A 12,105-nucleotide genomic window follows, 5' to 3' on the forward strand; every position below is an offset into this window, starting at 1 on the left:
TGCGGCGGAGGTCGCGTGCTCTTCCCCGCACCGCGCGGGACCGGCTCCGAGCCGCCCGGCAAGCGGAGCGCAAGCGGAGTCTTGGTGGGCGGCGAGGATTGCCCGCGGGAGCATGCGGGCCGCACCACACGCAGAGCGGGAAAATGATCTTGATTGTGGGGCTTCCGTGCCGTTAATCGGTGTCGCTGCGCGGCGGCGACCGGTACGACGGTGCCGTGCCCTCTCTTCTGCTGCTCGGCACCCGGCGTGGGACGGCCACCGACGTCGGCGGCGATCGACGTTTGTAACAGGATTGGAAACTCGGATCCACTGTAGAGATCGATGAGCGGTGATAGCGTCCGCGGTGCCTACCAAGATTCACTGACATCTCGGCGAAGAAGGGTGCAACCATGCCTCCGCTCTCCCGGATCAGATACTGGCGCCACGGCGCGGCGATCGTCGCCGCCGGGGCGCTCACTGCCGCCTGCACCAGCTCCACCACTGAGGGCTCCGGCGGCGACGCCGGGGCGGCCATCACGATCGGCACCACAGATCAGGTCGCCAGCCTCGACCCGGCCGGTGCCTGGGACGCCGGGTCGAACACGGTCGAGCGGGAGGTCTACTCCACGCTCGTCGCCACCACCTACGGCTCCACCGACGTGAAGCCGAACCTGGCAGAGGTGAAACTGACCGGGCCCACTGAGTACACGGCGACGTTGAAGCCGGGGCTCACGTTCGTCAACGGGCACAAACTGACCGCTTCGGACGTGAAGTTCAGCTTCGACCGGCAGCTCGGCATCGCGGACGAGAACGGGCCGTCGACGATGCTCTACAACCTAGCCTCGACAACCGTCGTCGACGACGCGACGGTGACGTTCACCCTCAAGTCGGCCGACGACGTGCTCTTCCCGCAGGTGCTGACGACCGCGGCCGGGTACATCGTGGACGAGGAGGTCTTCCCGGCGGACAAGGTCCTCGACGACGACGCGATCGTCGCGGCCAAGCCGTGGAACGGGCCGTTCGCGATGGACAGCTGGGCGAAGAACTCGCTCGCCTCGTTCCGCGCCAACCCGGGCTACCAGGGCCTCTACGTGCCGAAGGCGAAGGCTGTCACGCTCAAGTACTACACGGACGCGAGCAACCTGAAGCTTGACGTGCAGCAGGGCAACATCGACGCGGTCTACCGCACGCTTACCATCCCTGACCTGCAGGATCTCGGCACCAAGAGCGACGTCAAGGTGCACACCGGGTCCGGAAACGGCATCCGCTACATCGTGTTCAACCTCCGGACCCAGCCGTTCGGGTCGAAGACGCCTGATGCGGACACGGCCAAGGCGCTCGCGGTCCGGCAGGCGGCGGCGAACCTGATCGACCGGGCGCAACTGGCGGAGCAGGTCTACAAGAACACGTTCAAGCCCCTCTACTCGTACGTGCCGGAGGGCATCACCGGGGCGGCCGAGTCGCTCAAGCCGCTCTACGGGAACAAGCAGGGCGGTCCCGACGCGGCGGCCGCGAAGTCGGTGCTCCAGGCCGCAGGCATCACCACCCCTGTCGCACTCAACCTGCAGTACAACTCCGACCACTACGGCTCCTCGTCCGAGGACGAGTACGCGCTCGTCAAGACACAGCTGGAGGCGGGCGGGCTGTTCACGGTCAGCCTGCAGTCGTCGGAGTGGGCGAGCTACGGCAAGGAGCGGGTCGCGGACCAGTACCCGGCCTACCAGCTCGGCTGGTACGCGGACTACCTGGACGCGGACAACTACGTCGGCTCGTTCTTCAACAAGGGCAACTTCATCGCCAACGGGTACGAGGACCCCACGGTCATCGGCCTGATCGCGGAGGAGCAGACCGAGCCGGACGCCGCGGCCCGCCTGCAGCTGCTCACCCGCATCCAGGACGAGGTGGCCAAGCAGGTGCCGGTGCTGCCGCTGCTGCAGGGCTCGCTCGCGATCGTCACCCGCACAAGCGTGCAGGGCGTGCCCGAGCAGCTGGACAGCTCGTACGAGTTCCGCTGGTACACGCTGAGCAAGAGCTGATGACCGCGCTCGTCGAACTCGGGCCGGAACAGGACCCCGCCGCCACCTCGAAAACGGGTGGCGGCGGGATCGGCCGCTACCTCCTGGTCCGCTTCCTGCTGATCTTCCCGACCGTGTTCTTCCTGGTCACCGTCGTGTTCTTCCTGATGCGGCTGACCGGCGACCCGATCAGCAGCGCGCTCGCGGACCGGCTGACCCCACAGCAACTGCAGGAACGACTGCACTCCGCGGGGTACGACCGGCCGCTGCTGGTCCAGTACGGGGACTTCCTGCGCGACACGGCCACCGGCGACCTGGGCCGGACCGCCACCGACAACAGGTCGATCACCGAGCTGCTCGGCACCTACGGCGCGGCGACAGTCGAACTGACCGTGTACGCGCTGATCGTGGCGCTGCTTGTCGGCATCCCGCTGGGCCGGCTCGCCGCCCGGCACCGGGACAGGGTGCCGGACGCGCTGCTGAGGTTCGGGGGCATCCTGGCGTACGCGATGCCTGTCTTCTTCGTGGGGTTGATCCTGAAGTTGATCTTCTCGGTGTGGCTCGGCTGGCTGCCTGTCGCGGGCCGAGCCGGCACGTCCACCCAGCTGTTCCTGCAGAACCGGACAAGCGTCACCGGCATCTACCTGATCGACGCGCTGCGCAGCGGCGACGGCGGCGCGGTCGTCGACGTGCTCCAGCACGCCGTGCTGCCGAGCCTCGCGCTCGGCCTGCTCTGCGGCGGCGTGGTCCTGCGCCTGGTCCGGACCAACCTGATCGGCACGCTCTCCGCCGGGTACGTCGACGCCGCGCGCTCCCGCGGCGTCGGCGAATCGAGGCTTGCCAACCGGCACGCCACCCGGCCCGCGCTGATCCCGATCATCACGGTGCTCGGCCTGCAGGTCGCGGGCCTGCTCGGCGGCGCGGTGCTCACCGAGACCACGTTCGAGTGGCGCGGCCTCGGCTACCAGCTCGCGCACTACCTGACCGTGCGCGACTTCGTGGCCGTCCAGGCGCTCGTCATGGTCTTCGCCGTCGTCGTGGCAGTCACCAACTTCATCGTCGACGTCGTGGCCGCGTTCATCGATCCCCGGGTCAGGTACTAGATGTTCGCCGTGTTCCGCTATGGCCGGGGAGTGCAGCGGTTCATGCTGCTCGCCGGCACCTCGCTTACCGCGCTCTTCGTGCTGGTGTCGGTCCTCGCACCGCTGCTCGCACCCTACGAGTACGACCAGCTCGGCGACGCCGGCGGCCTGTTCGGCTCGCAGCGCCCACCGAGCGCCGCGCACCCGCTCGGGACCACAGTGACCGGCTACGACGTGCTTTCCAGAACCATCTGGGGTACGCGGACCGCGCTGGAGATCATCGTGATGGCCGTGGTGGTGGCGATCGTGCTCGGCGTGTTCCTCGGGCTCGTCGCCGGATACTTCGGCGGGCGGCTCGACCAGTTCCTCACCGGGCTCGCCGACGCCATGTACGCGTTCCCGTCGCTGCTGCTCGCCATCGTCGTCTCGATCGTGATCAGCCAGGGGCGGTCCGGGCTGTTCGCCGGGCTCACCTCCGCCGCGATAGCCGTGAGCGTCGTGTTCATCCCGCAGTATCTGCGTGTGGTGCGCGCCGAAGTGGTCCGGATCAAGGCGGAGCCGTTCGTCGAGGCGGCCCGGGTGATCGGCACCGGCACCGTCCGGATCCTCACCCGGCACGTGCTGCGCAACTCCACCCGCACGCTTCCGCTGATCATCACGATCAACGCGTCCGAGGCGATCCTCACACTCGCCGCGCTCGGCTTCCTCGGCTTCGGCATCGAGCCGAACTCGGCCGCCGAATGGGGATACGACCTGAACAAGTCGATGCCGGACGTGACCGCGGGCATCTGGTGGACGTCGATCTTCCCCGGCACCGCGATCGTGCTGACCGTCCTCGGCATCACCCTGCTCGGCGAGAGCCTCAACGACCTCGCCGATCCCCGTCTGCGCCGCCGGGCCGCGGGTGGGGCCTCGGCTTCCGGTGTCACTTCCGCCTCTGGTGCTTCTTCGGCTTCCGGTGCGCCTTCGGCTGCTGGCGTGCCTTCGGCTGCTGGCGTGCCTTCGGCTGCTGGCGTGCCTTCGGCTGCTGGTGTGCCTTCGGCTGCTGGTGTGTCTTCGGATTCCGGTGTGTCTTCGGCTTCTGATGTGTCTTCGGCTTCTGGGGAGGCGGCGCGCGATGAGTGACCTGCTGACCATTGCGGACCTGCACGTGCGCCTCGACACCGACCACGGCGAGGTCCACGCGGTCCGCGGCGTCGACCTGACAATCGCGCCCGGCGAGGTCGTCGCGCTCGTCGGCGAGAGCGGCAGCGGCAAGACGATCACCGCTCGCGCGATCCTCGGCCTGCTCCCGGAAACCGCGCGCGCCACCGGCCGGGTCGACCTCGGCGGCGACGACATGCTCACCGCCGACGCCGGCCGGCTGCGCACGCTGCGCGGAAGCCGGGCCGCGATGGTTTTCCAGGAGCCGTCGACAGCGCTCAACCCGGTCTACCCGATCGGCTGGCAGATCGCCGAAGGGCTGCGCGCGCATGGAGTAACGGGCCGGAAAGCCCGCCGGGAGCGCGCGATCGAGGCGCTGGCCGACGTCGGCATCCCCGAACCGCGAGTCCGCGCCGACCACTATCCACACCAGTTCTCCGGCGGGCAGAAGCAGCGCATCATGATCGCGGCGGCGCTCGCGCTCGAGGCCGGCCTGATCGTCGCGGACGAGCCAACAAGCGCACTCGACGTGACCGTGCAGGCGGAAATTCTCGACCTGCTCCGCGCGGTACGGGCGAAGCACGGCACGGCCATCCTCATGATCACCCACAACATGGGGGTGGTCGCGGACATCGCGGACCGGGTCGCGGTGATGCGGCAGGGAGTGCTTGTCGAGCAGGCGACCGCGGTGACGCTGTTCGGGGCGCCGTCGCACGCGTACACGCGGCAGCTGCTGGCCGCGATCCCCGAACTCGGCTCGTCCGCACCAGCGGCCGCGCCGTCGCCCATGACAGCGGACGCAGCGTCGTCATCGTCATCCCCCACAGCCGCATCCTCGCCCCCACCAGCGGCGGAGCCGTCCTCTCCGTCATCCCTGCCACCTGCCGCGCCGTCATCTCTGCCAACGACCGCGCTGCCGCCCGCGACTGCGGCATCCTCATCCGCTCACCCGGCCGCGCCGTCATCCGTGACAGCGGCCGCGTCACCCCCGCCACCGGCCCCGTCCTCCGCGTCACCTGGTGCGTCACCGGCCGTGACGTCGGCCGTGACGTCGGCCGCAGCATCGGCTGCGGTGGGTGAGGCGGTGGTCGACGCGAACCGACTCGGTGTCACGTTTCCGGGGCGGCTGGGGCGGCCGTCGTTTCGGGCCGTGCACGAAGTCGACCTGCGCATCCACGCCGGCGAGGTGGTCGGGCTGGTCGGGGAGAGCGGCTCCGGGAAGACCACGATCGGGCGCGCGGTCGCCGGGCTCACCCCGGTCACCGGCGGCAGCCTGACCGTCCTCGGCGAACGCATCGACGGCCGCCGTCACCGCCGGTCCCGCACGGTGAGCGCCCAGATCGGCTTCGTCTTCCAGGACCCGGCCACCAGCTTCAACCCGCAGCTGTCCGTAGGCGACTCGCTTGCCGAACCGTTCCTCGTCCACCGCCGCGACCTGGACAGGCGTCAGATCGCCGCCCGCGTCGCCGCTCTTCTCGACCACGTGGCCCTGCCCGCCGACTACGCCCGCCGGTACCCGCACGAACTCAGCGGCGGCCAGCGCCAGCGGGCAAGCGTCGCCCGGGCCATCGCGCTCGAACCCCGCCTACTGATCGCGGACGAGCCCACCTCCGCCCTGGACGTCTCCGTCCAGGCCACAATCCTCGACCTGATCCTGCGCCTGCACCGGGACATGGGTTTCGCCGCCCTGTTCATCAGCCACGACCTCGCCGTCATCGAGACCGTCGCCAGCCGCGTCGTCGTCCTCCACCGGGGCGAGGCCGTCGAACACGGCGACACCGCCCAGGTCCTCCACCACCCGGCCCACGCCTACACCCGGCGCCTGGTCGCCGCCGTCCCCGTCCCCGACCCCACCCGCCAAGCCGCCCGCCGCGCCGCCCGCGCCACCGACGCGGCCTCCCTCTGAGGCAAGATCGCCCGTCCGTGCCGCACCGCGACGCTCGTGCCGCGGAGGAGGTCGGCCGCCCGCACCATCGGCCCGGCCCGGCCCGGCCCTGCCCGGCCTGGCCCCGCCCCGCCTGGCCCCGCCCCGCCTGGCCCGGCCCGCCTGGCCCGGCCCGCCTGGCCCGGCCTGGCCCGACACCAAGGGGCCGCGCCGCGGGTCCGGTGGCACGGCGGAAGTCGCGTCCTCTTGCCCGCGCCGCGCGTGACCGGCTCCGAGCCGCCCGGCGAGCGGAACGCCAGCGGAACACCAGCGGAGTCTTGGTGGGCGGGGAGTTTTGCCCGCCGGAGCGACTCTGTTGCCCATTCGCATGCGGCGGTCTGGGGACCCGTGACCGGAGGGCTGGGGCGCGGTGAGTCGTTTCCGCTTGTCGTCGTGCTTGCGGAGCCCGAGAGCAGCACGGCTGTCGTCTCAGCGGCTGTGGGTCAAGGCGACTGCGGCGTGTGGGTGCAAGGACCGGCACCGAGGCCACGAGTCCCGCAGGCGTGCGGGCTGGTCGCGGCACTTCGGCGGGTCTCAGGGCCGGGCAACCAAGGCGAAGCCAGACCGGATCCGCATATGCCAAGACGCAGCCCACGCTCGCGACCCGCCTCGTGGAGGTCTGCGGTCACTATCGGCGTTCGAGCGCTGCGCGCCCGACATTTCCTCATATAGATGCAGCCCGGCGCGTTTATCCTGACGCCGAAAGATCAGCAAGCCCCTGTCAAGATCCTTGCGGCTCTGGTGGCCCTTATCGCGCTCGAATAGGGGCCACCAGAGCCGCAAGGATCTTGCATCCCGCCAGATGGACGCGGAATCCCGAAAACCGGAACAATCTCGGTGCGGAGCGCCCGACCTGCTGTGGCCCTGGCGCGGCGGCAGGCGAGAGCCAAGATCGACTGGCCCTTCGCCAGCTCACGGCTTCGGTGCCGGCCCTTGCGACCACCCAGGCCGAGATCAACCAGCTCTCCCGGCCACACGCTCCACGGCGCCGGCCCGTGCGACAGCCCAGGCCGAGATCAACCAGCCCTCCCAGCCACACGCTCCACGGCGCCGGCCCGTGCGACAGCCCAGGCCGCAGCCGCCCTGACCAGCCGCTGCTTAGACGATGGCCGTGCTGCCCCGCGGGCCACGAGACCGCCGACCAGCCGAAACGGCCCGCCACACTCCTGGCCTCGATGCCAGCCCTTCGACCGTCAGGCCCCCAGATCACCACACGCGAACGGGCAACAGAGTCGGGAGCGTGCGGGCCGGGCCGGCACGGGAGCGGGAGGATCTAGATCGTGAACGTGGTCTCTGCTCTATCGGCTGAGCAGGGTGTTGGCGGTGGTCGCGGCGGTGGCGCGCAGGGTGCGGAGGTGCTGGGTGCGGGCTTGCAGGGCCTGGCTTCGGCTCTCCAGAGTGGTGGCCGCGGCGGTGATTGCGGGCCACATCTGGGACTGCTGCTGGCAGGTGGCGTCGGCCGTGGCGATCTCGCGCTCCTGGGCGAGAGGCTTGTCGGAGGCGGCCTGGCGGGCGTCGGTGAGGGTGCTGAACTCGTAGCCGCGGTGCCGCATGCAGGTCGACCAGGCGGTGTGGGAGGCGGTGACGCGGGGGTCGGCCTGGACGTCGTCGGCGAAGGCTGCGGTTTCGGCGCTGACCTGCATGTAGAGCGCGTCCCACGCGGGGCCGACGACGCGCAGGTGTGCCTGGTAGGTGCAGGCGTCGGAGCGGTAGCTGAAGATGCTGCCGTCGCTGAGCACGATCTTTTGAAGGTTCCGGTCGGTGCCGAGGAGGACCTGGCGCCAGTGGTCCTGGGCGGGTGGGTCGAGGCGCGCCACGAGCGCGGTGTTCGGGTCGGTGGTCTCGCGCGCGGCGAGGGCGTTGAGGCCGTAGCCGGTGGCCCGGGCGTCGTCGGCGGAGAGCAGACCGTAGGGGTTGCCGGGGTCGGGGGTGGGGCGGACCGGCCGGCTGAGGTAGGTCAGGCCCTGGCGGGCCATGCAGTCGGTGACGGCGAGATCCTCGGCGCTGGCGAGCACGGCCTGCTCGGCGGCGCTCACGTGGCCGGCGCCGCCGAAGGGGTATCCGACCGGCGGTGACTCCTGGTGGGGAGACGCGGTGCATCCCCCCACCAGCAGCAGCGCCAGCAAGGAGCCGAGAGTTCCTCGCCGGGGCATGGTCAGCACCAGGTGTTGGAGGCGATGTTCTTGTAGAACGGGCGGTTCTGGTTGTAGAGGTTGGCGTATCCGGTGCCGCGGGGCAGGTAGACGCTCGTGCCGGACCGGCCCAGACCGTTCCAGATCGTCACGCCGCAGCTGGTGCCGTTGTTGAACACCGAGACGGCGTTGTCGAACTTGGTGTACTGCAACAGGTTTGTGTTGTTGCCGGCGACGGTGCCCGGGACGCCTCGGTAATCGGTGTCCAGGTAGGCGCACAGCTTGGTGGCCGGGCAGGAGTCGGCGCTGGCCGGGACGGATGTGACGCCGAGAGTCGCCGCGGTGACGGCCGTGACCGATGCGGCGCCGATGGCCAGCCTCTTCAGCCGAGCGTTCATGTGTTCCGCCCTCTTCCTTCGGTGAGTGGTGCCTCACCAGGATGGGCTGCGGGCCGGGGGTGACTGAAGGCGTTTCCTGTCGGCTGACGAGGGAGGAAACCCTGCGGGGTCAGGTGCACGAACGGCAGTGGTCGCGGCCGGAGAAGTCGGTGAGGCCGAGGTGGGCGGGGCTGAGCGACGGCTGGCCCAGCTCGGCCCGCACGCTCATCCGGTAGGTCCAGAGCGCGCCGGAGAACGCGTGATAGGCGCGGTGGTAGGCGGGCGACTCCAGATCCGCGCCGAGACCTACCGCGGTCCGGATGTCGAGCAGCCGCCGGAACGCGGCCTCGGCGGCCTGCACAAGCGTGGGTGAGCCGGAGACGAGCAGGTGTTCACGGGCGGCGTGCAGGCCGGACTCCTGGACCGCGGTCGTCACGTCGAGGCCTGCCGCGCCGCGGGCCACCCGGCGCAGCCCCGTGTGCGCGAGGTCAAGCGCGACAAGCACCTGCAGACCGTGCTCGATCATCAGGCGCGCCGACTCGGCGTAGCGGCCGGGCGGGCGAGGGTCGGCGGGCTCCTCAAGCTGCGCGGTCAGTTCGCCGCCGGCGGCAAGCACGTCGTCGCAGAGCGCGGCCAACTGCGGTGAGCCCTGCGCCCTGCCGGTCTCGACCTTGCTCAGATATCCCTTGCTGTAATGCACCTCGCGGGCCAGGTCTGCCAACGACAGGCCGGCCGTCTGCCGCCAGTGCCGCAACGCCGCACCGAACTCCACGCTCAGCCACTCCCTCATCTGGCCTGCCACACCACGCGCTGAAGCCGCGGTGCGATGAGGTGTCGCGCCGCGGCCGGCAGGCGGTCCCGGTGACCGCGCCTGAAGCGTAGCCGCCGGGAAACGCGTCTGAGCTGCGTGCGGGTCTGAACGGACACGTTCGGGGCACGCCGTCACCCGGCCCCCGCGCGGAGTCGCGCCGAGCGGCGCGGAGCCCCGCCGCGCCGATCCGCGCGGAGCCGAGCCGCGCCGAGCCGATCCGCGCGGAGTCGAAACGGTCAGCGGCGCAGCTCGACGCGCCGGCCCATCCCGAAGTCCGCGGCCTTCTCGTCGGTGATCCGGGCGAACACGCCCGCGGGGACGCCGTCGAGTGCCGCGACCCGGGACGCGACCTCGATCATCGTGGCCTCCTTGGCGCCGGCGATGAAGAAGATGTAGGTGTCGCCCCACTCCTCGGCGTCGTCGAACACCTCGATCACACCCTGCTCGTCGAGGCCGTACAGGAAATCCTCGACCTCATCGACCCAGGGGTACGTGTCCCCCGGCGCGATCGGGACGTGGATCTCGACGTGGTTTGCCATGACGACAGGATCTCAGGCGTCCCCGGCCGCGGTACGCCGGGTCAGCGGGTCCGGTAGCGCACGTAGAGCAGCCCGGAGTCGAACGCGCGCTGCTCGACCAGGTCGAGATCGAGACGCACGCCGCCGGGGAAGAACCGCTTGCCGCCGCCGACCACGCTCGTGGTCATGAACAGGTGGTACTCGTCGACCAGGCCGGCCGCGATCGCCTGGGCCGCGAGGTGCGGGCCGTCGATGGTGAGGTCATGATCGGAGGCGGCCTTGAGCTCACGGACCTCGTCCGGGTCGAAGGTCCGCGCGATCCGGGTCCGCGCGCTTGACGGCGCCTCGAGCGTCGTGGAGTACACGATCTTGTCCGCGGCCCGCCAGTCGCGGCTGTAGTCGAGGATGTGCGCCGGCACGTCCGGCTGGGTGTGCACTGTCTCCCAGAAGAGCATCGTCTGGTACATGCGCCGGCCGTAGAGGAACGTGCGGACCGGGCGGAACAGGTCGCCGATGAAGGTGTGCACCTCCTCGACCTCGGCGCCGGCACCGAGATCACCCTCGGCCGCCTCGGCGTACCCGTCGAGCGAGGTGATCATCGAGTAGATGAGCTTTCCCATGTGTGTCCTCCAGGATGCGTGCGGTTCTGCAGGTATGACGCCGCACGCCCCGGAAAGTCATCACCCGGATGCCCGGCCCCGCTAACACCTCGCTGCCACCGCTGACGGCCTCACTCCCGAGGAACGTGAGCAAGCCGACGTTGTTGACCGTACGGTCAAAAACCCGCTAGCGTGGAGTGGCGAGGCCCCGTCGCCCCACACCTGCCGGGCGGCGGCAACCCATCGGCCGAGCATCGAGGAGAACAGACGTGAGAAGCAACGAAGAGGTCGTTCGCGAGGCATATCGGCTTGCGGAAGGTGACACCCTCGACGGGCCCGGTTTTCGCGCCCTGTTCACCGAGGACGGCACGTTCAACGACATGCCGAACTCGCTCACCTTCCGCGGAGACCAGATCCCCCAGGCGCTGACGGGCTTCGCCGGCGTGTTCCCCGACGTCCATCGCGAACTACTCGGCATACATGCGATAGGTGATGTCGTCGCCGTCGAACTGCGCATCCAGGGAACGCATCTCGGCGCGTTCCCGACCCCCGCCGGCGAGATCGGCCCGACAGGCAACCGCATCGACGTGCCGACCGCGGATCTCTGGCATCTCCGCGACGGAAAGATCGAGAGCTTCAACTGCTACAACGCGGCGAACGTGCTGCTCGCCCAGATCGGGGCCACCCCCGACTTCGAGTCGGCGATCGAGGCCGCCAGGACAGCCGCCTAGATCGTGAAGGTGCAGCCGGCCACGCTGAACCGGCCCGGCACCACTGTCGTCCAGTGGCCGTTCCACCGGCCGCCGTAACTGGCGCAGATCGCCGGGCACTTCTCCTTGGCGTCCTCGTGGTTCCAGATCGGGCCGGCCGGTACGTCCATTGTGAACTCGGTGTCCCCGGACGGCGTGCCCTCAAGCTCGATCTCCACCACGCTCATCACGCCCGGCACCATCGTGCGCCACTGCCCGGTGAACCGGCCGAAGTGCGCCGCGGCGATCATCGGGCCGACCTCCTGGGCGTGCACGTTGCTCCACAGTGGTCCGGCCGGCACGGTCACCTTGTACGTGCCGGCACCCGACGGTGTCATCGGCGTCAGCTTCGACTCCGCGAAATCCCCGGCGCCCGCCTCCGCCGCACCCTCGCCATCGGCCACGAGGACCCGCTCCTCGATCAGCCACCGGCGGTCCACCCGGCGCAGCCTGTCCCGATACTCCCCGACCGTCGCGATCACGCTCGGGCCGTCCGGCGGCGTGACGATGATCTGAAACGCGCAACGGCTGTCCGCGACGTCCCCGTCCACCCTGATGACGGGGCCGGACAGGAAGTGCCGCCGGACGCCCACCGGCGGCCCGTCGTCGAACCAGGTGCGCTCCTTGCGGACCACCCGCGTGCCGGACGACGCCCGGAACACCCCGTCCCGGGTGAAACAGCCGGCCCACGCATCGGGGTCGCGCGCGTCCGCGGCGCCCACGCACGCGTGCAGCAGTTCGATGATCTCTTGCTTCGACCTGAGTGACATGGCTGC

At 70.1% G+C, this 12,105-nt stretch carries 11 protein-coding genes; 5 read left to right on the top strand and 6 right to left on the bottom strand.

The features are described from left to right. The first annotated feature begins 389 nt into the window (after positions 1-389). Genes ACIA8K_RS25295 through ACIA8K_RS25310 form a run of 4 tightly spaced genes read left to right on the top strand, consistent with a single transcriptional unit; the run spans position 390 to position 6,125 of the window. Positions 390-2,015, top strand: coding sequence for an ABC transporter substrate-binding protein (locus ACIA8K_RS25295; RefSeq protein WP_396063336.1), 1,626 nt, complete (start codon positions 390-392; stop codon positions 2,013-2,015). Beyond that, positions 2,015-3,097, top strand: coding sequence for an ABC transporter permease (locus ACIA8K_RS25300; protein WP_396063338.1), 1,083 nt, complete (start codon positions 2,015-2,017; stop codon positions 3,095-3,097). The genes ACIA8K_RS25295 and ACIA8K_RS25300 overlap by 1 nt, the downstream gene beginning before the upstream one ends. Before the next feature lie 9 nt (positions 3,098-3,106). Continuing rightward, positions 3,107-4,201 (top strand): ABC transporter permease, encoded by a 1,095-nt coding sequence (locus ACIA8K_RS25305; protein WP_396063340.1) that lies wholly within the window; start codon positions 3,107-3,109, stop codon positions 4,199-4,201. After that, positions 4,194-6,125 (top strand): dipeptide ABC transporter ATP-binding protein, encoded by a 1,932-nt coding sequence (locus ACIA8K_RS25310; protein WP_396063342.1) that lies wholly within the window; start codon positions 4,194-4,196, stop codon positions 6,123-6,125. Before ACIA8K_RS25305 ends, ACIA8K_RS25310 begins: the two co-directional genes overlap by 8 nt. Before the next feature lie 1,316 nt (positions 6,126-7,441). Here ACIA8K_RS25310 and ACIA8K_RS25315 read toward each other — a convergent pair. The 5 genes from ACIA8K_RS25315 to ACIA8K_RS25335 form a co-directional block, all read right to left on the bottom strand. Beyond that, the gene (locus tag ACIA8K_RS25315; RefSeq protein WP_396063344.1) at positions 7,442-8,296 is read right to left on the bottom strand and encodes a hypothetical protein; all 855 of its coding nucleotides are present in this window, start codon (positions 8,294-8,296) and stop codon (positions 7,442-7,444) included. 2 nt (positions 8,297-8,298) lie between these two features. Continuing rightward, positions 8,299-8,673 carry a peptidase inhibitor family I36 protein gene (locus tag ACIA8K_RS25320; protein WP_396063346.1) on the bottom strand — a complete coding sequence of 125 codons (375 nt, stop codon included), beginning with the start codon at positions 8,671-8,673 and terminating at the stop codon, positions 8,299-8,301. Between the two features lie 109 nt (positions 8,674-8,782). Next, entirely contained in the window at positions 8,783-9,442 is a 660-nt protein-coding gene (locus ACIA8K_RS25325) for a helix-turn-helix domain-containing protein (protein WP_396063348.1), read from the bottom strand. Between the two features lie 257 nt (positions 9,443-9,699). Then, the gene (locus ACIA8K_RS25330; RefSeq protein WP_396063350.1) at positions 9,700-10,002 is read right to left on the bottom strand and encodes a hypothetical protein; all 303 of its coding nucleotides are present in this window, start codon (positions 10,000-10,002) and stop codon (positions 9,700-9,702) included. A 41-nt stretch (positions 10,003-10,043) separates the two neighbouring features. Further along, positions 10,044-10,601 (bottom strand): dihydrofolate reductase family protein, encoded by a 558-nt coding sequence (locus tag ACIA8K_RS25335; protein ID WP_396063352.1) that lies wholly within the window; start codon positions 10,599-10,601, stop codon positions 10,044-10,046. Positions 10,602-10,849: 248 nt separating this feature from the next. Here ACIA8K_RS25335 and ACIA8K_RS25340 point away from each other — a divergent pair, with 248 nt between their 5' ends. Further along, on the top strand, positions 10,850-11,311 hold the full coding sequence (locus ACIA8K_RS25340) for a nuclear transport factor 2 family protein (RefSeq protein WP_396063354.1): 462 nt from the start codon (positions 10,850-10,852) through the stop codon (positions 11,309-11,311). On the opposite strand, the gene ACIA8K_RS25345 is transcribed toward ACIA8K_RS25340, so the two are convergent. Next, positions 11,308-12,099 (bottom strand): nuclear transport factor 2 family protein, encoded by a 792-nt coding sequence (locus tag ACIA8K_RS25345; RefSeq protein ID WP_396063356.1) that lies wholly within the window; start codon positions 12,097-12,099, stop codon positions 11,308-11,310. The genes ACIA8K_RS25340 and ACIA8K_RS25345 overlap by 4 nt on opposite strands. Positions 12,100-12,105 lie beyond the last annotated feature (6 nt).

The sequence above is a fragment of the Catenuloplanes sp. NPDC051500 genome (assembly GCF_044454585.1).
GTDB lineage: Bacteria > Actinomycetota > Actinomycetes > Mycobacteriales > Micromonosporaceae > Catenuloplanes.